This is a genomic window from Pseudomonas sp. BIGb0164 (assembly GCF_024810135.1).
Classification (GTDB): Bacteria; Pseudomonadota; Gammaproteobacteria; order Pseudomonadales; family Pseudomonadaceae; genus Aquipseudomonas.
Genome location: NZ_JANUEA010000008.1, coordinates 115,350 through 136,596, shown reverse-complemented (window position 1 = coordinate 136,596; position 21,247 = coordinate 115,350). Strand labels below are relative to the sequence as shown.

The 21,247-nt window shown below is 61.8% G+C and carries 20 protein-coding genes and 1 pseudogene; 6 read left to right on the top strand and 15 right to left on the bottom strand.

Going from position 1 to position 21,247, the window contains the following annotated elements:
- Window positions 1-27: 27 nt before the first annotated feature.
- Genes M2394_RS21345 through M2394_RS21335 form a run of 3 tightly spaced genes read left to right on the top strand, consistent with a single transcriptional unit; the run spans window position 28 to window position 3,168 of the window.
- Window positions 28-906, top strand: coding sequence for a DUF3365 domain-containing protein (locus M2394_RS21345; protein ID WP_178924038.1), 879 nt, complete (start codon window positions 28-30; stop codon window positions 904-906).
- Between the two features lie 10 nt (window positions 907-916).
- Window positions 917-2,356, top strand: coding sequence for a serine/threonine-protein kinase (locus tag M2394_RS21340; RefSeq protein ID WP_259174462.1), 1,440 nt, complete (start codon window positions 917-919; stop codon window positions 2,354-2,356).
- Window positions 2,353-3,168, top strand: a complete 816-nt coding sequence (locus M2394_RS21335; RefSeq protein ID WP_178924034.1) for a PP2C family serine/threonine-protein phosphatase — start codon at window positions 2,353-2,355, stop codon at window positions 3,166-3,168. The genes M2394_RS21340 and M2394_RS21335 overlap by 4 nt, the downstream gene beginning before the upstream one ends.
- Before the next feature lie 6 nt (window positions 3,169-3,174).
- On the opposite strand, the gene M2394_RS21330 is transcribed toward M2394_RS21335, so the two are convergent.
- The gene (locus M2394_RS21330) at window positions 3,175-3,570 is read right to left on the bottom strand and encodes a carboxymuconolactone decarboxylase family protein (RefSeq protein ID WP_178924032.1); all 396 of its coding nucleotides are present in this window, start codon (window positions 3,568-3,570) and stop codon (window positions 3,175-3,177) included.
- Window positions 3,571-3,805: 235 nt separating this feature from the next.
- On the opposite strand from M2394_RS21330, the gene dkgB reads away from it, so the two are divergent.
- Window positions 3,806-4,624, top strand: coding sequence for a 2,5-didehydrogluconate reductase DkgB (dkgB, locus tag M2394_RS21325; protein WP_178924031.1), 819 nt, complete (start codon window positions 3,806-3,808; stop codon window positions 4,622-4,624).
- Here the strand turns inward: dkgB and M2394_RS21320 are convergent.
- From M2394_RS21320 to M2394_RS21295, 6 genes and pseudogenes are all read right to left on the bottom strand, one after another.
- Complete coding sequence (locus M2394_RS21320) at window positions 4,621-5,043, bottom strand: chemotaxis protein CheY (RefSeq protein ID WP_178924029.1); 423 nt, start codon at window positions 5,041-5,043, stop codon at window positions 4,621-4,623. The two genes, dkgB and M2394_RS21320, sit on opposite strands and share 4 nt — an antisense overlap.
- A 134-nt stretch (window positions 5,044-5,177) precedes the next feature.
- The gene (locus M2394_RS21315; protein WP_259174460.1) at window positions 5,178-8,786 is read right to left on the bottom strand and encodes a transporter substrate-binding domain-containing protein; all 3,609 of its coding nucleotides are present in this window, start codon (window positions 8,784-8,786) and stop codon (window positions 5,178-5,180) included.
- A gap of 6 nt (window positions 8,787-8,792) precedes the next feature.
- On the bottom strand, window positions 8,793-9,419 hold the full coding sequence (locus M2394_RS21310; protein ID WP_178924027.1) for a response regulator transcription factor: 627 nt from the start codon (window positions 9,417-9,419) through the stop codon (window positions 8,793-8,795).
- Between the two features lie 300 nt (window positions 9,420-9,719).
- Window positions 9,720-10,436: an MgtC/SapB family protein gene (locus M2394_RS21305; protein ID WP_176997577.1), complete on the bottom strand. Its 717-nt coding sequence runs from the start codon at window positions 10,434-10,436 to the stop codon at window positions 9,720-9,722.
- Between the two features lie 582 nt (window positions 10,437-11,018).
- A pseudogene (locus M2394_RS21300) lies at window positions 11,019-11,150 on the bottom strand (GNAT family N-acetyltransferase); the annotation flags it as partial.
- Window positions 11,151-11,171: 21 nt separating this feature from the next.
- Entirely contained in the window at window positions 11,172-11,516 is a 345-nt protein-coding gene (locus M2394_RS21295; protein ID WP_178924025.1) for an FKBP-type peptidyl-prolyl cis-trans isomerase, read from the bottom strand.
- A gap of 209 nt (window positions 11,517-11,725) precedes the next feature.
- Between M2394_RS21295 and M2394_RS21290 the strand changes: the two genes are divergently transcribed.
- Window positions 11,726-12,613, top strand: coding sequence for a nitrilase family protein (locus M2394_RS21290; RefSeq protein ID WP_259174458.1), 888 nt, complete (start codon window positions 11,726-11,728; stop codon window positions 12,611-12,613).
- Between the two features lie 36 nt (window positions 12,614-12,649).
- Here the strand turns inward: M2394_RS21290 and M2394_RS21285 are convergent, their stop codons facing one another.
- From M2394_RS21285 to M2394_RS21250, 8 genes are all read right to left on the bottom strand, one after another.
- Window positions 12,650-13,270, bottom strand: a complete 621-nt coding sequence (locus tag M2394_RS21285) for a hypothetical protein (RefSeq protein WP_178924021.1) — start codon at window positions 13,268-13,270, stop codon at window positions 12,650-12,652.
- A 141-nt stretch (window positions 13,271-13,411) separates the two neighbouring features.
- Window positions 13,412-13,873, bottom strand: coding sequence for a RidA family protein (locus M2394_RS21280; RefSeq protein WP_259174457.1), 462 nt, complete (start codon window positions 13,871-13,873; stop codon window positions 13,412-13,414).
- Window positions 13,870-14,754, bottom strand: coding sequence for a PhzF family phenazine biosynthesis protein (locus tag M2394_RS21275; RefSeq protein WP_178924017.1), 885 nt, complete (start codon window positions 14,752-14,754; stop codon window positions 13,870-13,872). The genes M2394_RS21280 and M2394_RS21275 overlap by 4 nt, the downstream gene beginning before the upstream one ends.
- Complete coding sequence (locus tag M2394_RS21270; RefSeq protein ID WP_259174456.1) at window positions 14,751-15,791, bottom strand: ABC transporter substrate-binding protein; 1,041 nt, start codon at window positions 15,789-15,791, stop codon at window positions 14,751-14,753. The genes M2394_RS21275 and M2394_RS21270 overlap by 4 nt, the downstream gene beginning before the upstream one ends.
- 25 nt (window positions 15,792-15,816) lie before the next feature.
- Window positions 15,817-16,581, bottom strand: a complete 765-nt coding sequence (locus tag M2394_RS21265) for an ABC transporter permease (RefSeq protein ID WP_178924013.1) — start codon at window positions 16,579-16,581, stop codon at window positions 15,817-15,819.
- A complete protein-coding gene (locus tag M2394_RS21260) occupies window positions 16,578-17,396 on the bottom strand; it encodes an ABC transporter ATP-binding protein (protein WP_259174455.1) in 819 nt (272 codons plus the stop codon). The genes M2394_RS21265 and M2394_RS21260 overlap by 4 nt, the downstream gene beginning before the upstream one ends.
- Before the next feature lie 259 nt (window positions 17,397-17,655).
- A complete protein-coding gene (locus tag M2394_RS21255; RefSeq protein WP_178924009.1) occupies window positions 17,656-18,459 on the bottom strand; it encodes an AraC family transcriptional regulator in 804 nt (267 codons plus the stop codon).
- An 85-nt stretch (window positions 18,460-18,544) separates the two neighbouring features.
- Window positions 18,545-19,513 carry a hypothetical protein gene (locus M2394_RS21250; RefSeq protein ID WP_259174454.1) on the bottom strand — a complete coding sequence of 323 codons (969 nt, stop codon included), beginning with the start codon at window positions 19,511-19,513 and terminating at the stop codon, window positions 18,545-18,547.
- Window positions 19,514-19,689: 176 nt separating this feature from the next.
- Here M2394_RS21250 and M2394_RS21245 point away from each other — a divergent pair, with 176 nt between their 5' ends.
- Window positions 19,690-21,180, top strand: a complete 1,491-nt coding sequence (locus tag M2394_RS21245; protein ID WP_178924005.1) for a helix-turn-helix transcriptional regulator — start codon at window positions 19,690-19,692, stop codon at window positions 21,178-21,180.
- Window positions 21,181-21,247 lie beyond the last annotated feature (67 nt).

Genomic DNA, 21,247 nt, shown 5'->3' with positions numbered 1-21,247 from the left:
TCACCACGCCTGTACCTGAAGGTCCTTATGAAACTGTCGCTCGCGGTCAAATTCAACGTGGTGTTCCTGGCGGTGTTCATCGTCGGTTTTATCGCCACCAGCCTCTCCACGAACTACATGCTGCAGCAGAGCGCGCGCCGGGAAACCCTGGAGACTGCACGCATGCTGATGCGCTCGGCCTCGGCCGCCAGCACCTACACCGCCGAGCAGATCGTGCCGCTGCTGGAGAACCGCCTGAAGTTCCAGTTCCTGCCGCAGTCGGTGCCGGACTTCGCCGCCATTTCGCACCTGCAGGAGCTGCTCAAGTCCTACCCGGACTACGCCTACAAGGAAGCCACCCTCAACCCCACCAACCCACGCGACCTGGCCAATGACTGGGAAAAAACCCTGATCAACAGCCTGCGCAGCCAGCCGCAGACAGACGAGATGGTGGGCGAACGCACCGACGACAAAGGCGCCGCGCTGTACATCGCGCGGCCGATCCAGATCAAGGACGGGGCTTGCCTGGCGTGCCACAGCACACCCGAGGCGGCGCCGAAAACCATGGTCGACATCTACGGCGCGAGCAACGGCTTTGGCTGGAAGCTCAACGACACCATCGGCGCACAACTGGTCACCGTGCCACTGGACCTGCCGCTGCAACGGGCCAGGAGCCTGCTGCACAGCTACATGCTGTCGATGCTGGGGATTTTTGCCGTGCTGTTCGTGGCCTTGAACGTGGCGGTGCACCTGTTTGTCACCCGTCGCCTGCGGCAGATGTCGGCGCTGGCCGACCGGGTCAGCCTGGGTGAAACCGACGTGCCCCCCATGGACGTCAGCGGCAGCGACGAATTGGCACGCCTGGGCCAGTCATTTGGCCGCATGCGCACCAGCCTGGTCAGTGCCATGAAGATGCTTGAGGAATAGGTTCGCGATCATGCTTGAACAACTTGGCAAGTACCGCATCGACAGCGTACTCGGCAAAGGTGCCATGGGTACGGTGTACAAGGCGTTCGACCCGAACATCGCGCGTACCGTGGCGCTCAAGACCATCCGCAAGGAACTGTTCGGCGACAGCCAGCACGCCGAGCTGGTCAGCCGCTTCAAGAATGAAGCCCAAGCGGCCGGACGCCTGATGCACCCCAATATTGTCGGCGTGTACGACTACGGCGAGGATGAAGGCTCGGCGTACATCGCCATGGAGTTTGTCGAGGGCACGCCGCTCAACACCTTGCTCGCCGCACAGACACCCCGCGACCTGAGTCACAGCCTCGGCTGGATGCGCCAACTGTTGTCTGCCCTGGAATACGCCCACTCCAAAGGCGTGGTGCACCGCGACATCAAGCCGGCCAACCTGCTGATCACCGCCGATGGCCAGGTCAAGGTCACCGACTTCGGCGTCGCTCGCCTGGACTCTTCTACCCTCACACAAACCGGTTCGATGATCGGCACACCCAGCTACATGTCGCCGGAGCAGTTCTGCGGCGAGTTGATCGACGGCCGCTCCGATGTGTTTTCCGCCGGGATCGTGCTGTACCAATTGCTCACGGGCGAGCGGCCGTTCTCGGGCTCCGCCACCATGGTCATGCAGCAGATCCTCAACCAGACGCCCGTGGCACCGTCGAGCCTCAACCTGGCGCTGGACCCGGCGCTGGATGCCGTCATCGTGCGCGCCCTGGCCAAACGTCCGGCCGAGCGCTACCCCTCGGCCCAGGCGTTTCTCGACGACCTGGAAGCCCTGCTGGGCACGGCGACCGGCACCTGGACCAACGCCGAAATCGACGATGACCGCACCGTCTTGATCCGCCCCAACCAGCCCCTAAGCAGTGGTGTTACTCCACTGCCAACCGGCACGGCGGCAATCACTGAAGCGGTGGAAACCCTGACGCCCTGGAAGCTTGCGGTGATGCCGGAACTGGAGTCGCTGCTGTCCCACCAGATCGGGCCGCTGGCACGCTTCCTGGTGCGCAAGAGCCTCAACGGTGCAGATGACTTCGACGCCATCTGCGCGGCACTGCTGCCCCACATCCCTTCCGAGCGTGGCCGGGAACAGTTCGCCAGTGCCAGCCAGTCGCTGTTCCTGCGCCTGAACCCGCCGACCGCGCCTGTGGAGCCACCCCGTGAACCCACGGCGATCGAGCCGCCCACCGAGGTCACCCGCACCACCGAAACAGTGCCCGCGCCCCTTGACCCGGCCTTCTCGCAGATGGCCGAAAAGCGCCTGGCCGTGCTGATCGGCCCCATCGCCCGCATTGTGGTCAGCCGCGCCGCGCGGGCCACTTCCTTGCGCCAACCGTTCCTGCAACTGTTGGCCGAGCACATTGAGAGCGAGGCCCAGCGCCTGGCATTCCTCACCAGCTTCGAGTCTCTCCCATGACCGATACCCCACTCAGCGCCTGCGGGCCTCATCAACTGGCCGCGGCGGTTGCCTATGGGGTCAGTGATGTCGGTTCGGTGCGCCAGAGTAACGAAGACAACTTTCTGGTGGAGCCCGCCCTGGGCCTGCTCGCCGTGGCCGACGGCATGGGTGGCCACGAGGCCGGCGCCCTGGCCAGCGCCGAAGCGTTGATCAGCCTGCGCGAGGCCCTCAAGGTTCACAGCGTCGACCCGGCCCACGATGGCCTCGACCCTGACGCCACCTGGTCCGACCCGCAGATGCAAGCCGCCAGCCTGTTGCACAACGCCATCGACCAGGTGAACCAGTGCGTCTATCAGCAAAATGTGGCCCGCCACATGAGCGAAGGCAGCGGCATGGGCACCACCCTCACCGGCGTGTGGCGCCCGCAGTTGGCCGGGCCATTACTGGTGTTCCACGTGGGCGACAGCCGCCTGTACCGCTACCGCGAGGGCGAACTGAGCCTGCTGACCCGCGACCAGACCTGGTACCAACAAGCCCTCGAAGCCGGCAAAGTGGACCGGCTGCCGGCGCGCAACCTGTTGCTGCAAGCCATCGGCCCCGGCCCCCGGGTCGAACCCCAGGTGCGCGTACACCCGGTGCAGCCCGGCGACCTGTTGATGCTGTGCAGTGACGGCCTGCACGGCTGCGTGCCGCACCAGGAAATGCTCCAGGTCCTCGCCGTTGCCCGGCGCGACACGCTGGACACCGCGTGCCGTCGGCTGGTCAATCTCACCCGCGAGTACGCCGGGCGCGATAACGTCACGGTATTGTTGGGGTGGTTCGACCGCTGAGTGGCCTCACGGCAACTTGAACGCCTCGTCCACCGGCACGCGGTAGCCGGTGGCCAGGCGGTTGGTTTCGTTGGCCATGCCGACCACCGCCTGCAACTCGCCAAACATCTCATCGGTCATGCCGGCCTTGCGCGCAGCAGCGGTGTGGGACGCAATGCAGTACGGGCAGTTGTTGGTCACGCTCACGGCCACATAGAGCAACTCCTTGGTCAGCGGGTCGAGTGCGCCCGGCGCCATGATCTCCTTGAGGCTTTCCCAGGTGCGGCGCAAGGTCGGCGGGTGCGCGGCCAGGCATTTCCAGAAGTTGTTCACCTGCTCGACCTTGCGCGTTTGCATGATGTCGTCGTAGACCGCGCGCACTTCGGGGCTGGCATCGGCGTATTCGGTGAGGTGTTGGGTCATGGCATATCCAGGGTGAAGGGAGAGTGTTCTGGAATACCGCGCAGCAGCGGTGGCTGGCAAGTGAAGCCGACAACGCCGACCTGACAAAGCTGATGAACGGTCATGTGGATGTTCAGAGAGAACACTGGCCATTCGTGATTTGCAGTAAAGAGTCCTTTTCGGGTTCGGCGGTTTTTCCGAAGGAACGACGGGCGGATACTCGACTCCATTGTTCACACCCCTCCAGGAGTTACCGATGTCTACCCCTAAGCACGCAGTTCCCGCCTTTGGCCTTGGTACCTTTCGCCTGCAAGGCCAAGTGGTCATCGACTCGGTGAGCACCGGCCTGGAACTGGGCTACCGCGTCATCGACACCGCGCAGATCTATGAAAACGAAGCCGATGTCGGCCAGGCCATTGCCAACAGCGGCATCCCACGCAGCGAGCTGTTCATCACCAGCAAGATCTGGATCGCCAACTTCGCCGAAGGCCAGTTGATCCCCAGCCTCAAGGAAAGCTTGCGCAAACTGCAGACCGATTACCTTGACCTGACCCTGATCCACTGGCCGTCGCCGGAGGACCAAGTGCCCGTGGCCGAGTTCATGGGGCAATTGCTGGAAGCCAAGCGCCTGGGCCTGACCCGTGAAATCGGCATTTCCAACTTCACCATCGACCTGATGAAACAAGCGATCGCCGCCGTGGGTGCCGAGAATATCGCCACCAACCAGGTCGAACTGCACCCCTACCTGCAAAACCGGAAAGTGGTGGATTTCGCCACAGCCAACGGCATCCAGATTACCTCCTACATGACCCTGGCCTACGGCGAAGTGCTGAAAGACCCGGTGATCCAGCAGATCGCCGAACGCCATCAAGCCACCCCGGCGCAGGTCACCCTGGCCTGGGCGATGCAGTTGGGCTATGCAGTGATCCCGTCGTCGACCCAACGGGCCAACCTGGAGAGCAACCTCAAGGCGTTGCAACTGACCTTGAGCGCCGCCGACATGGCGCAGATCGCCGGCCTGGAACGTGGCCACCGCCTGACCAGCCCCAAGGGCATCGCGCCAAAGTGGGACTAGGCCCCAGCCACCGGCTGGCGGGACAACTCCCGCAGCCACGGCAACACCCGCAGGCCCGTATTGGCCTGCGGCGGGTCGATGATATCCATGAAATGTTCGAGGTTGATGTTGTCCGGTACGCCGGGCAGGCGCACAAGTACGGCCGGCGTTGCGCCGGCCGGTGCCGCCAGGTCGAGGTGATCGTAGACCAGCACATGGCGAACCTGGGGTTGCGGCCCGCAGGTGTGGGCGGCGAGCCCCGCGTTGATGATGAGCACATCAAAGGGCTCGGCAGGGATGGCCGTCAGAATCTGGACTTCGTCGAACGTTTGCACCGGGACGATCCGGTGATACCCCAACTGGTTGAGCATTTTCTCGATGTACAAGCGTTGCAGATGCTGTTCATCGGCAATCAGGATAGTCAGTGCTTTGTTCGGCATGGCAAACCCCTGGGCAGGCAGTGCTCGTCAGTGAGCGAGGCCCATTTTCCAGACATATCCCGCAGACAAAATCAGGCTTATTCCCCCTTCATGTAGGAGTTCTCCCAAAACTCCCCAATACCCCTCAACCACGATCACGCCTGATTGCAGTAATGGCTCAGGCTGTGATGCAACTCATCGAGGGCCACCCTCAACTCATCGACCACGGCGCCCAGGCGTTCGCGTTCCTGCTGCTCGCAGGTGGCCTCCAAGGTTTCGCAACAGGTGATCAATCCCTGCGCCTTGACCATCCGCGCGCCGCCCTTGATGCGATGGGCAAGGTCATGCAGCTTGGCAAAGTCAGTCTTGCGTTGCAGCACTGGCAACAGGGCGCGGTCGGCGCCCAGGCTGTCGAGCAGTGGCTTGAGCAACTCGTTGAGGGCCGCAGGGTCGTCCCCCGTCAATGCAATCAATGCACCGAGATCAAACCCGGCTGCAGGCTCGGCCTCTGCAACCGTGCAGGCGGCCAGGGCTGCGCGCAGGTCATCCAGGCCTGTGGGTTTGAACAGGCAGCCATCCATGCCCGCGGCACGGCAGCGCTCGGTTTCCTCGGGCTGGGCGTTGGCGGTAAACCCCAGCAGCAGGCAAGGCGACAAGCCTTTTTCACGTTCCTGGGCACGAATGTCCTGGGCGAGCTGGTAACCATTTTTCAGGGGCATGTTGCAGTCGGTGATGACACAGTCGAAGTGTCCCGCCTGCCAGCGTTCAAGCCCTTGCACCCCCTCTTCTGCAGCAGTAATGCGGTGCCCCAGGAAGCTCAATTGCCGCGCCAGCAACAAACGGTTGGCCGGGTAGTCATCCACCACCAGGATGTTCAATACCCGTGCCGGTGGAAGGTGCGACTCCGGCACAGCAAGCGGTGCCGGCAAGTCCGTCGTAAGGGCCAGCGCCAACTGCACATCAACCCGCGTGCCTTGCCCCAGCACACTGCTCAGGTGCAACTGCCCGCCCATCATTTTGCACAGGCTGCGACTGATCACCAGCCCGAGGCCCGAGCCACTGCGTACCGATTGTTCGTTGTTGCTGCCCTGGATAAACGGGTTGAACAACCGCTGCTGGTCCTGTGCACTGATGCCAATCCCCGTGTCCTGCACCCAAAGCCTGAGTGTCAACTGCTCGCCGTCCAACGTGCCGGTCGCCCCCAACATCACCTGGCCCTTGGCAGTGAACTTGATGGCATTGCTCAGCAGATTGGACACCACCTGCTTGAACCGCAGCGGGTCGACCATGACCGCACGCTCAAGCAGTGGATCCAGTTCCACCTGCAAGACCAGGCCCTTGGCCCGCGCCAGGCCCTCGAACACACGCGCCACCGAGGCCAACTGTTCGTGCAGGTGGGTGGGTTCCAGCGTCAGGGAAAGGTGATCGGATTCTATCCGCGCAATGTCGAGGATATCGCCGATCAACTCCAGCATACCGCGCGAGGCGACCGAGGCCACTTCCAGCGCATCGCGGTCTGCCCGGCCTTGTTCGGCATTTTTCAGGGCCAGCTCGATCATGCCGATCACCGCGTTCATCGGCGTGCGTATCTCATGGCTCATGGTTGCCAGGAAGGTGGTCTTGGCGCGGTTGGCCGCGTCGGCGTCCTCCTTGGCTTCCTGTACCTGGCGCAACAGCCGCTGACGCTCACTCACATCCACCCAGCCGGCGATCATACCAACCACCTTCTCGTCGCCATCACGGTACGGCAGCATCCACTGGTAGATGGTCAGCACGTCACCGGTGGGCAACTTGAGTATCCGGTCGTGGATCTGCGGCTCGCCCGACGCCATCAACCGCAAGTAGTCCTCATGGAACGATCGGGCCTGCGGCGGGTTACCGGTGTCGGTCTCCACCACGGTCTTGCCGATCACGTCTTCCAGCTTGAAACCGAACACATCGAGATAAGCGTTGTTGCAGGCCATCAGCCGCCCCTGGCGGTCCCGCACGTAAATCGGATGAGGCGTGCCGTCGATCAAAACGCTCATGAAACGCATCTGGTCGCTCAACGCCCGCTCGGCCTGCACACGCTTGCGGATCAGGTTGCGCAGATACATCGCCCAGCCCAGGGCAAGCAGCAGCAACAACGCCGCCAGGCCGAAGCCTTGCAGGATCGCATCGCGATGACGCAACCAGTAGCTTTCTTCGATGATGACCTCACTGCGCCAGTGGTTGGTCAGCTCATCAAGCTCCTCAGGCGGGATACTCAGCAGCGCCTTGTCGAGAATCGAATACAACTCCAGCTGGCTACGGTTGACGCCGAAGGTGATACGCGCCGGTTCGGTGCCGACGGTGCTGGTGATCCGCAGGCGGTCACCGTAGTTCCGCGCGACCATGTAGCGTGCGCTGATGAGCGACAGCACCGTTGCATCGGCCCCCCCGGTGGCAACCTGCGCCATGGCCTGCTCCGGATTCTCGACGTCGACAAACGCAATGCTTGGATAATCCAGGGCTATCTGCGCAGCCAGGCTGTTTCCTCCAATGAATGCAAGACGTTTGCCCGACATGTCTTCCAGGGTAACCGTTTGCTTGTCGTCGTCGCGCACCACCAAAACGTACGGATTGGACAGATAGGGCCGAGTGAAACGGATCTTCTCGGACCGTTCGACACTGGGTGTGATCACCGCAACCATGTCTGCGCGGCCCGTGTTGACGTCGTCAATTTGTTGCAGCAGCGAACTGCCTGGCACCACATCGAACTTCAGGCCGGTGCGCAGACTGATCCGCGACAACACCTCGGCGCTGAGGCCTTCGAATTGCCCTTGTTCGTTGAAAAATGACAGCGGGACGAATTTGTCGAGGACCGCCACCTTGAGCCTTGGGTGTTTCTCCAGCCAGCGCTGTTCATTGGTGCTCAAGCGCAGCCGGTCAGCCTCCAGATAGCCGCCGCCGGCACTCCATCGGCGCAGGATTTCCATTTGCTGGTTGGCCGGAATCACCGCCAGTGCCGCGTTGATAATGTTCAGCAGCCGTGTGTTGTCACGGTTGAAAGCAAAGCCAAAGGGGTTTACCTCCAAGGAGGAAAAGTCCGCCATGCGCACGTTGTTCAGATGATTCTTGTTGATCAGGTAACGGCTGCTGATGGCGTCCCCGAGGTAGACGTCCGCCTGGCCGAACGCCACGGCGCCGATGGCTTCGAAGGTCGAACCAAACAATTGCAGATGGGCTTTGGGGTAGAAGGCCTGCACGGCATCGGGCTGCATGTAGTGATACAGCATGGCTACGCGCTTGCCGGCAAGGTCGGCGCTCAGCGCCTGGCTGTCGCTGGAACGGGTGACCAACGTCGGCTGATCGTTGGCATAGGAACGCGACAGCACCAACTGCGGGTCGACCGCCTCATACCCATTGGCCGAGCCGACAAAATCCACGGCACCCCGCTTGAGTGCATCGATCACTTCATCGCGTGTGTCATAACGACGAACGTCGACCGTGATGTTCAAGGCCTGGGCGATCAGCGCCGCATAGTCGGCCGTGATGCCCTCGAGTTCATCGTTGTTGTTGCTCAGGTCGAAGGGCGCGTAGTCGGGAGCGGACACGCCCATCAACAAGGTGCGCCGCTCCCGCAACCATCGTCCGTCAGCCTCGCCCAGTGACACGGAGCCCCCATCAAGGCTGGAGTGTCCGAGTAAACGCAAATGCTGGGGGTCGTCCAGGGCCATCGCCATCATGGGCAACAACCCCACCAGCAGGATCGGGCCCCATCTCAGCAGCCGGGGGGTGGTCATATCAGATCAGATCAGATGATTGCGCTGGGCGAACTTGGACAAATGCACGATCGATGACATGCGCAACTTTTCCTTGAGGCGTGTCTTGTAGGTGCTGATGGTCTTGTGGCTAAGCAGCATGTCCTCGGCGATCTCCTTGTTGCCCAAGCCCAAGGCGAGTTTTTGCAACACAGTCAGCTCGCGGTCCGAGAGCGCGTCCACCAGCTCCTGCTCGCTGGACTGCAAATCGTCTCGGCGTACCGAACTGGTCGGCAGGCTGGGAAAACAGCTATAGCCGGACATCACAGCCTTGATGGCTTTTTGCAGCTCATCCAGCTCACCGGTCTTCGCGACAAACCCCATGGCGCCAGCGCGCATGCAACGGGTCGAAAAGAACACCGCCAGGTAGGAGGTCAATACCAGGATTTTGCAAGGGAGGCCCAGGGCCTTGATCCGGCTGATCACTTCCAACCCACCCAGCTTGGGCATTGCCAGGTCGAGGATGATCAGATCCGGGCGCTCCTCGCGAGCGATCTGCATGGCATCGGCGCCATTGCCCGCTTCGTATAGGGTATCGAAGCCTTCTTGCTTCAGCAGAAAACGGACAGTGGCACGGATAAACGGATGGTCATCCACAATTAACGCTTTGCTCATATGACTCCCCTAGGAGGATCGGAACACTTACATATCAAGCGGGTCCCATCTACCTGTGAAAAGTAACAGTTCCGACAACCGGTACTGATTACTCTGCGTGACAACTCAGGCAGTTGGGCCCCTCCATTTGAAAAACACGACAACCACGTAAAGCCGCACCTTGGGTCCTGAACAGGCGCAAGCGCGCAACCTTAACAACGGAATGTCATTTCAGATGAAGGGATAATCCCGAACACATGTAGGACTTTTCCTCACATAAGCATAGCCAGCTTTACCAAGGCAAAGCCGGCCCCCAGGGGATTAGTCGGTAGTACTCGGGCTCCAGAAGGCCTGAACCACCAGGGTCGACGTGGAGATACGCGCCACCAGCGCATCCAGCTCGTCGCCGTCCACGGAAGTGACCGCCAGGGTCGCCTCGATCTCCACTTCTTCAGTGCCAAACGGCCGAACGTCTACGTCACTGGCCGGATAGTTGCACCGCGCCAGCTCAGCCTCCAGCAAAGCCAGGACCGCCTTCTGCTGGGTACGCCGGGCAATGACATAAAGAATGTTGGTGACCTCTGCCGAGACCACGTCCAATGGCTGGCGGTTGATGTTGTTGACGATCGGGCGTAGCAGTGTATTGGCAGCCAGCACAAACAGCGTCCCCAGCAACGCTTCGAGAATCAGGTCGGCCCCCGCACAGGCCCCCACCGCTGCCGAGGCCCAGAGGGTGGCAGCAGTATTGAGCCCGCGCACATTGCCTTCTTCGCGCATGATTACACCGGCACCGAGAAAACCGATGCCCGATACCACGTACGCCACCACGCGTACCGCGCCTTCTGCACCACCGAGCCGATTGGCCATGTCCACAAAGATCGCCGCGCCCACCGCCACCAGCACATTGGTGCGCAAGCCGGCCGTGCGCTGGCGGTACTGGCGTTCGAAACCGATCAGGCCACCGAGGATAAACGCGGCGGTGAGGCTGACCAGGGTATCGACCAGGGAATTGAGGTTGATGTTGTTGATTGCTTGCATGGATAGTGCTCCTGACGACGGGCTGTCCTTGTGAACACGGCCCTTGCCTGCCAGCTTGACTGGCAATTGTGAAAATCCATCCAGCCAGGTACAACCGGCTGCACCGCACCCGATAAACAGGCAAGGTCAGCTCGGCCCGCCCACCGTAAAAGGCAAGCGTGTCCGTAGCATCCCGATTGGCATCAGGTGCTGGTCAGCGTCAAATGAGAGGGGCTCAAAGCAGGTGCCCGGACGGGCCACTGCGGGATGCCGCTTCTCGCTCTTTCAGGCGAGACAACGGCATCGGAAGAATGCGCGTTACCTTGCCAAGTTGGTGCCGGTTACCGAAACCGGCCGACGACTGTCACTCGAACAAGTACCCACTGAGGGTCTCCGCTATTGATAAAAACGCCCGCAGCTTACGCCCCGAAGCCAGGTGAGTAAACCGTAGGAAAAAGTACCGCCACTGTATAAGCCCGTTCTTCAGGGTAAGTTCAGGAAAACTATCTGACACAACCGCTGTGGACGCTGGTTTGCCAGCGATCGCGGCCTGCCAAAATAAAATCAGCGCCTGACACGCTGCCATCGCCGGCAAGCCGGCTCCTACAAGGGCGGTGCCCAGTCCGGTCGGTCGCGCTCGACTCGCGCCAGGTAATCATCAACCTGCCCGTCGGCCAGTGCCTTGACCTGAATGGACACGGTGTTCACCTGCCGCCCCATCGTGATGCCTTCCCGCGGCGTCCATGTCCACCCCCCTCAATCGTCCCGTGTCAGTACTTCCAGCAACTCGATCTCGAAACGCAGATTGCTGTTGGGCTTGATGTGCGCCCCCATCGAACGCTCGCCGTAGGCCAAGTGCGCAGGCACAAACAAGGTGCGCACACCGCCGACCTGCATGCCTATCAAGCCCTGGTCCCAGCCCTTGATCACCCGCCCGGTGCCGATCACACACTGGAACGGCTTGCCACGCTCCCAGGAGGAATCGAACACCGTGCCATCTTCCAGCGTGCCGGTGTATTGAGTGGTGATCAGTGCTCCCTTGACCACGGCTTTGCCGGTGCCGGGGCGGATGTCGGTGATTTGGAGTTCTTCGGTGCTCATAGGGTGCTCGTAAACGTTACAAAGGGTGAGGTTTTCCCAGAACTGGGCGGGTTTGGCAAGGGCGAGAAGAGTCAGACCCGCAACCGGCTTGAGCGGCCAAGGGCGAGATCAGTGGGGAGCCAACTGACAACGTAAACGGAAGCACCTGATTTACGTCTCGCCGCCCGATCACCTTTTATGTAGAGCAGTTCCCATAAGAGTCCCCTGTCATGAACCCAGCTACCAGCTCTGTCCGTGTTTCTGTCGTGCAATTTGATCCCCAGGTCGGAACGGAACATCGCAACGCCAACCTTCGACAATGCCTTGCACTTGCAACAGAAGCTGCAAACGGCGGCGCCACGCTGATTGTGCTTCCTGAGCTTTCAAACTGTGGTTATTTCTTTACCAGCCGCCAAGATGCCTTTGATCATGCCGAAGCCGTTCCAAGCGGGAGAAGCGTGCAGGCCTGGATCGAATTTGCTTCCCTGCACCGGGTATATCTGGCAGCAGGCCTCAACGAACGCGACGGCATGCAGTTATTCAACACCAGCGTCCTGATCGGACCGAACGGTTTTATCGGCAAGTACCGCAAAGCGCATCTCTGGAACCTGGAAAAACTCTGGTTCACACCCGGAGATACCGGCTTTCCAGTCTTCGATACGCCCATTGGGCGTATCGGCATGCTTATCTGCTGGGACATCTGGTTTCCCGAAGTTGCGCGCATTCTCAGCCAGCAAGGCGCCGATATCATCTGCAGCCTGAACAACTGGGTATGGACCCCTCCCCCGTTGTTTGACGAAGCCGGCAAGTGCATGGCGTCCTACCTGACCATGACAGCAGCCCACGTCAATAACGTGTTCATCGCCGCAGCCAGTCGAATCGGTGAAGAACGCGACTCACGTTACCTGGGGTGTTCGCTGATTGCCGGGACCAATGGCTGGCCCATTGGCAAAGTGGCATCGGCCAACCGACAGGAGATTCTGTTTGCCGACATCGACCTCAGTCACGCACGCAGTGCGCCCATCTGGAACAGCCTTAACGACTTGCAAAGGGATCGGCGCATTGACCTTTATGATCAGACACTTGGATACGCTAAACACCCAGCACTCCCGCGCTAAGCAAAAGCAGCAAGCCACAGGGGCAGTTTCAGCACCTCAGAACCACCGCCAAAACCGACTCCAGAACCCCCGCCCCAAATCATCCTTGCACCCCGCATACTGCGCCGCGTACATCTGCGAGCGCGCCTGCACCTTGCTTGCCACCGGCGGCAACCAGGCTTTGCTGGCGTAGGTGCGCTGGCGGTAGCCGCCCCAGCCTTCGTGGTAGTTCAGGTATTGGCCGTAGGCGTCGTACTTGTAGACGCCGTTGATGGTGTAGGTCTTGTCCATGTACCAGCCGACGAAGTCGATGGCATCGTCGAAGTCCTGGCGGCTGGCGCCGGTGCGGCCGGTGCTCTTGCGGTAGTCGTTCCACACTTCATCCTTGGCCTGGGCGTAACCGGACGCGGTGGAGACGCGACCCCAGGGGATGATCCACAGCAGGTATTTGCGCGGGGTCTTGGCGTCCTGACGGAAGCCTGACTCCTGATACATGATCGCGAACGGTACCTGGATCGGCACGCCCCAGCGCTTTTGCGTGACTTTGGCGGCGTCGTACCAGTCGTCCTTTTCGCGGAAGATACCGCAGAGGTCATTGGGTGTGCGTGGCGGCGAGGTGCCGCACGCTGCCAGCATCGAGGTGAGTAGTAATAGTCCGACGGCTTTGCCTGCACTCAAGGGGCACCTTTGCGAGATACGCGTAAAAGGCCCGCATTCTGCCACAGGACCGGTAGGAGCCGGCTTGCCGACGATGGCGATGTTTCAGTCAGCACATCGGTGCCTGTTTGATCGCTATCGCCGGCAAGCCGGCTCCTACAGTTATGCGTTGGGTTTCACAGCAGCGACAACCTCCAGCTCCAGCAGGCCGCCACTGGGCAGGCCCGCCACGCCCACCGCCGAGCGTGCGTGCCGGCCGCACTCGCCAAACACGTCGATCAACACCTGCGAAGCACCGTCGACGACTTTGGAGAAGTTCTGGAAACCCTCCCCGCCGTACACAAAGCCACGCACGAATAAAATGCGCTCGATGTTCTCCAGGCCCACGGCCTGGTCCAACACGCTCAGGGCGCGCAGTGCGCAGGTTTGCCCAGCGTGCAGCACGGTTTGCGGCGGCGTCTGGTCGGTCAACGGGCCGCTGATCACGCCCTCACCCACTCGGCAAACCTGGCCGCTGACATAGGCCACGCCCGCGTGGATCGTCACCGGTACGTAGTCGCCCTTGGGGCGGGGTGTCTCGGGCAGCACCCAGCCCAAGGCGGTGATTCGCTCGCGCAGGCTCATGCCGGCACCTCGGCGAATTCCACATGCCCACCCAGCCAGCAGCCCTGCACCTGTCCCGTCTCATCGCGGCGAAAGCGCAGGGAAATCTGCGACGGCCGGCCCATCGCCCGCCCTTGGCGGATATGCACCGGGCGGTCATCGGCGGTCACCAGGCCGTTTTCCAGCAAGCCGAAGGACAAGGCTGCGGCGGCGATGCCGGTAGCGGCGTCTTCCGGGTAGCCCGAGGATTTGGGGAATTGCCGTGCGTCGAACTGGCGGCCTTCCAGGTCCGACGGCGCATACGGGTACAAACCGGTGGAGCCGATGCGTTCACACAGTTGTTCCATACGGCGAAAGTCCGGCTTGAGGCTGTCCAGCACCGCCACGCTTTTCAAGGCCACCAGGGTTTTCACGCGGCTGGTGCAAGCATTCTGGATCGGCAACGGCGCCAGCTCGTTGGAAGTAATGCCCAGCACCGAGAGGATTTCGGCCTCTACCAGCGGGTCATTCAAGGCTTCGACCTGGCCCTTGGGCTGGCTGATCTCCACCTGGATCTGCGGCGTTCCCGCGTCGGTTATCCGTGCGTCGACGCGCCCGCTCTGGGTCCAGAGTGCCAGGCGGTCCTTGTGCAACATGCCCAGTTGATCCAGCAACCACACCGCGCCAACGGTGGCATGGCCGCACATTTCCATCTCATGGTTGGGCACCCAGAAGCGCAGGGCAAAATCAAAATCGCTGCCGGCCGGCGCGGCAAACACAAAGCCGCACTCATGCCCGTAATCGCGGGCGACCTGCTGCATATCGGCATCGCTCATGCCATCGGCCACCGCCACGGTGGGGGCCGGGTTGCCGCCACGAGAGGTGGCGGGGAATACATTGACCAGGTGAACCTCGGGCGTCATTTCGCCTCTCCCTTGAGGGTGGAAACTGTCGGCGCCACAGCGTCGACGATGGAATTGGTGTAGACCTGTTGCGCATCGAGTGACACAGGCTCGTTCTCAACCGCGTTCATGAAACTGATGTTCTTTACGACACCGTCTTTTTCGATGCGCGGCGTCGCCGGGTAGGACGGCAACGAGGCGGTCCAGGCGGCATCAAAGATCGCCGCGTCGGTATGGGCGAAGTACGGGCGCACCGATTCGCGGGCCTTGGCCGGCTCGGTGGCGATCAGGTGTTCGGCCTTCCACAAGGCACGCACCAGCTTTTCAGCGGTCGGCTTGTTGGCGCTCAACCAGTCTTCACGGGCAATCATCGCGGTGAACAGGAAACCGTCCAGCGGCTTGTATTCACCCTTGGCCAGGTCCATCAACACAAAGCCGCCTTGCTGCCCGGCAGTGGTGATGGTCGGTGGCGACAGCGAAAAGCCGTTGATGCTGCCCTGGGAAAACGCCGCCAGCATGTTCGGTGCGCCGCCGATGGGCATGATGGTGAAGTCTTTGTCCGGGTTCAAACCGGCGTCCTTGGCCAGGTAGCGCACCAGCATATCGGTGGTGCTGCCGGGGCCGGTCACGCCGATCTTCAAGCCCTTGAGCGCCTGGGCACGGGCCGACACCGGCGAGGTGGCCGACACCCCGGCCTTGTGCGCCGACTCACCGTCGATCACCACGGTGCTGCCGAACTGGGTCTGCACGGCGGCGAAGGCCTGCACATTCTGGCCCTTGCTGCGGGCGCGCACCGCCACCGCAGGCAAGCCGACGTAGGCATCGGCATCGCGGCCCAACACGGCGGTCAGCGCGGCCGAGCCGCCTTTTTGAAACACGATCACGTCCACATTCAGGCCTTCTTCGGCGAAGTAGCCCTGCTTCTGCGCGACGTAGATCGGCACATACAGGAAGCCTTCGCTGGGGAATGCGAGGGTGACTTTGGTGAGGTCCTGGGCCTGGGCAGCCGGCAGGAAAGCGGCGCACAACAGGCTGGCAAACACGAAACGTTTAAGCATGATCAAGCTCCACGACTAAAGGGGGTTAAACCGCAACTTCACGTTCCGCTTCATTGGCTTTCCAGGGCATGAGCTTGCGCTCGGCCAGCTTCACCGCAGTATTGAGGATCAGGGCCAGGGCGATGATGCCCGCCAGCGCGGCGAACACGCCGGCGGTGTCGAACTGCGAGGCGGCATCGGACAGCAAGTAACCCAGGCCACGGTTGGCGGCGATGATCTCGCCCACCAGGGCTCCGATCAGTGCATAGGGCACCGACAAACGCAGGCCGGTGAACACCCAGGTGAACGCCGACGGGATCACCACCATGGTCAGCAGGTCGCGCTCCTTGGCGCCCATCAGGCGCAGGATCGTCAGTTGCTCGCGGGACACGTTGCGCACCCCGCTGTAGGTGTTGAGAAACACCAGGAAGAACACCACGGCGGCGGTCAGGATCACTTTCATCGGCAAGCCGATGCCAAACCAGAGGATGAACAGCGGCGCCAGCGCCACCTTGGGCAGGCTGTAGAACGCGGTGAGAAACGGGTCGAGGATATCCGCCAGCACCTTCGCCCGGCCCAGCACCAGGCCTGCGATCAAGCCCGCGAGGGAACCGAAGAAAAAGCCCAGTACGGCTTCCAGTGTGGTGATGCCGGCGTGGTAGAAAAACACCCCGTTCAACAGGATTTTCCACAGGCTCTGCGCCACCGCCGAGGGGCGGCTGATAAAGAACTCCACGCCGAACCAGCGCGACACGCCCTCCCACAGCAGCAGCAGGAACACCAGGAACAACACGCGATAAACCTGGATCATACGACCTCCAGTGAGTGAGCCAATGAAGCGGGATCGGCCGCGCCGGCGACGTCTGGCGCGAGGCGTTTCCACAGTTCGGCGCAGAGCGCCACGTAGCGCGGATCGGAGCGCAGTTGCACGAGGTTGCGCTCGCCCGTCAGGGGGATGTCGAGCACATGGTCGATGGTGCCCGGGCGCCCGGCGAACACCACGCAGCGGTCGGCCAGGGCGATCGCTTCGTCGACATCATGGGTCACGAACAGCACGGTCTTGTTCAGCTTGCGGCACAGACGCAACAGTTCGGTTTGCAGGGTCAGGCGCATCTGCGCATCGAGGGCGCCGAAGGGTTCGTCCATCAGCAGGGTTTCCGGGTCGCTGGCCATCAAGCGCGCCATGGCCGCACGTTTACGCATGCCACCGGAAAGCTGGTTGGGGTAGCTTTCGCCAAAGCCGGTAAGGCCCACCAAGGCCATCAGCTCTTCGACCCGCGCGTCGATCTGCGCCTTGGGCACGCGGCGAATCTGCAACGGCACCGCGATATTGCCGGCCACGGTGCGCCAGGGCAGCAGGTGGTCGGCCTGGGTCATGTAGCCCACCCGCGTGTTCACGCCTTTGACCTCGGCGCCGTCGTAATGCACCTGACCTTCGGTGGGCCCGAACAGCCCGGCCGTCATGTTAAGCAAGGTGGATTTGCCACAGCCCGACGGGCCGACCAGGGTGATGATTTCACCGCGCTGCACCTGCAGCGACACATTGCGTACGGCCACAAAATGGCGGCCCTCGACCTTGAAGCTTTTTTGCACGCCTGAGAATTGAATAAAGGGTGTTGCGCTCACCGCCCCTCCTCGTCCGGTACGCCGGACTTGTTCGTTGTTGGTGAACAGAGGATGAACGGATGACAGATTTGTGGCGCACGGGATCGGGCCGGATCACGCGCGGGATTGGGCCATCGATTGCTGGAAATCTAACTGCATGAACCGAATCAACTGTGGGAGCTGGCTTGCCTGCGATAGCGGTGGTGAATGACATACCGCTATCGCAGGCAAGCCAGCTCCCACAGGGTCCAGTGGTGTTAAGGCGATTATTGAGGAAGGGTCAGGCGCGGCGCCATTCATCCGGGGAAACGCCCACCACCCGGCGAAACACATGGGCCAGGTGCGAAGGCGATTCATAGCCGACGCTGTTGGCCACCTCCAGCACCGACATGCGCGTGTGTCGCAGCAGGGTTTGCGCACGTTCCAGGCGCAGGCGCTGGACATAGGCCAACACCGTTTCGCCCGTATGCTGGGCAAACAAGCGGGTCAGGTGACGACGCGACATATGGAACACCGCCGCGATGTCATCCAGCCCCGGCGCGTGTTCAAGGTTGCCCTCCACATAGGCCTTCACATCGCGCACCAGCATGGCGCCGTGACGCTCGGTGGAGGAGCGTTGCAGGCTCGGCTGGCTGAGGGAAATCGCCAGGCATTCGAGCAGCAGCAAGTGGTCGGCCTGGGCCAGTTGGCGGCTTCGGTCCACATACGGGTCGGGCTGGCTGAAGGCTTTTTTCGCCAGCAGCAAATGGTGCAGCGGCGCGGAGGTTTGCCAGATGCCCAGGGTGGGCACGCGCAACAGGCGATTGGCGTCCCCGGACAGGTCGCGCAGCGCGTAGTGCATGTAGTCGGGGTCGACGTAGAACGCCAGGTGGCCCTGGCTGGCGGTGAGTGACGAGGAGGAATGGCTGCACTGCGGCGGCACCAGCACGAACTGGCGGTCGACCACCGACGTGCTACGCCCGCTGTCTTCGTCCTTGAAGCGCAGCAAGCCGTGCTCGGGCACCATCAACATGAACTCGTCATGGGCATGGGCCGCGGTTTCATAGGCACCATTGGAATTGAAGACGCTGTAGATATCACGCATCGCCAGGGACTGCCGGTGGGGGTGTGAACCCTGACACTAGCATGTTTGGTGCCAGTGAAAAGCAGCATCCTTGCTGCAAACCCTGTTAAGCCAGCGGTACCCGACGGGTTGTCAGCGCTGTGCGCCCTACGAAGAAACTCAAGGCCGCGCCCAGCAACAACATGGCCAGGGTGCTCCAGGCCGCGCGGGAGAGCTGTTTGGCGGCCACATCGGCGGCTTCACGGGCCTTCTGTTCAGCCTGCTGTTTCAGCTCATCGACCTTCTGCATGGCTTGCTGATACGCCTGGGCATAGTTGTCGACGATCTGGGTTGCCTCCTCCTTACTCTTGCCGGTACGGGCCGCCACGATGTTCACCAGAGCATCTTTGTCCGCAGCGTTCAAGGCCGGCTCGCCGGAAGCTTTCACACGCTCGAACCACTGCTTCAACTGATCGCCCGCTTGTGCCGGGTTGGTTGCAGCCTCGGTGGCGACTTGCTTGCCGTCAGCGGCAGCCTGGTCGGTTTTTTGCTCGACGTTGGCCGGGTCCAATTCAGGCTTGCCGCTTTGCTTGAGCAAGGTGTCGAGTTGGCCTTGCAGGCTGTTCCAGTCCAGCTGGATGCCCTGCTCATTGAGCTGCTGCTTGACGCTGTCGCCAATGCCCGGCGCTGCAGCCGCGATGCCGCTACCCGCCACCGACAAACCTTTGCCGACTACATTGCCGGCCGTGCCGACTACGCTGGCCGCCAGCCCTGCCAGCAACCAAGTGGTGAGCAAGGTGGTGAGGGTCCAGGTCAGCACGCCGTGCAAGCCGCCACGATCAGGTGCGGTGCGCCCGGCGACAAACGCGCCGGCAGCAATCGCCAGCAAGGTCGAAACAAACAGCCAGATCCCGGCCCCCGTGCCAAAGCCGCGCAACGGGTTACCGGTTTCCAGCGGGTCCACTGCACTCGCGCCGATGGCAGTGCCCAGCACACTGAGCACCAGGTAGGTCACCAGCGCAATGGCACTCCCGGCCAATACCGAACTCCAGGACACGCGAAACAGCGAGCGATTAGTTTCATAGACAGTGGTCATGATCGATCCTTTGACAGTTTTTGACCGTTTCAGTCTGGCCAGCGCCCGCCCCCTTCGTCCCCGCTCAAATGCACCAGGCCGCCTGGTGCATTCGCACCCCGCCGCGGGCAATTGCTCTGCACTATCCTGAAGCCCGGGTGTCGTACCTTCCATGCGCCTCAAACCCCGGAGAACCTATGACCCAGGCCGTTCTTGCCAAAGAAACCAACCGCCGCCAACTGCAGCAAATCATCTCCGGGCTGTCCGACGGGATTATCCTTGCCGAAGTCGACCAGACCATCCTCTGGGCCAATGAGGCCGCCCTGGCCATGCACGGTGTCGAAGCCGTGATGGCCCTTGGCGCCAATACCCAGGAATACGCCGAACGCTTTGCCCTGCGCTATCGCAACAACCACCCGGTATTGCTGGAAAATTACCCCCTGGCGCGTGCGGCCACCGGCGAGGAGTTCACCGACGTAGTGGTGGAAGTCACCCCCACCCGCGACGAAGAACGGACCTGGGTGCACCGCCTGCGCAGCCTGGTGATCACCGACTCCCATGGCGAGCCGGAATTGCTGGTGCTGATCCTCAGCGACGCCACCGAATGGGCCAGCGCCGAGCAGCGTTTCGAAAAGACCTTCAACGCCAACCCCGCCCCCGCGGTGATTTGCCGCCTCAGCGACCTGCGCTACATCAAGGTCAACCAGGGCTTCCTGGAGATGACTGGCTACAACCGCGACCAGGTCATCGGCAAATCCGTGTATGAACTGGACGTGCTGGAACAGGCCGAACGCAAGGACCTGGCCATTCAGCGCCTGGGGGAAGGCGCAACCATCCCGCAAATGCAGGCCGAGCTGCGGTTGCCCGAAGGCGGTAGCAAGCTGGTGATCGTCGCCGGCCAGCCGCTGGACATGAACGAAGAGGACTGCATGCTGTTTTCGTTCATGGATCTGGAACCCCGGCGCAAGGCGGAAATCGCCCTGCGCCAGAGCGAGGAGCGCTTTGCCAAGTCGTTCCGCCTGACACCGGTGCCCACGCTAGTGTGCGGCGCCGCCAACCGGCAGGTGGTGGATATCAACGAAGCGTTCATGAGCATTACCGGGTACACCAGCGAGGAATTGATCGGCAAGTCCATCGAAGACATCGACTTCATCGACAGCCCCCAGGCCGGCAACCAGTTGTTCGCCACCCTGGAAAAGGCCGGCAACCTCGAAGGCCAGGACCTCAAGGTGCGCAAGAAAGGCAACGAGGTGATCGACTGTGTGGTCTCCGCCGACACCGTGATCATCCAGGACGTGCCTTGCTATTTGCTGGTGCTGATGAACATCACTGAGCGCAAGCGCTCGGAACTGGAACTGGTGGCCGCCATCGAGGAAGTGATGCAGGACGCGTCCTGGTTCAGCCAGACCCTGATCGAGAAGCTGGCCAACGCCAAGAGCGTCAACAGCCCCAACCTGCCGAACGTGGCCTTCACCGACCTCACCGCCCGCGAGCGCGATGTGCTGGGCCTGATCTGCGAAGGCCTGGCCGATAAGGAGATCGCTTCACGCCTGAAACTGGCGCCCAATACCGTGCGCAACCATGTGGCCACGGTGTACTCGAAACTGGGCGTGCACAGCCGCAGCGCGGCGATCGTCTGGGCCCGTGAACGCGGGCTGTTTGCCGGGGAACTGCGCCTCAAAAAGTAGGCACTGAAAGTGCAAATGCACTAGTGCCGCTAGTGCGAATTCGCCTTATTGCAGCGCAGACCAAGTC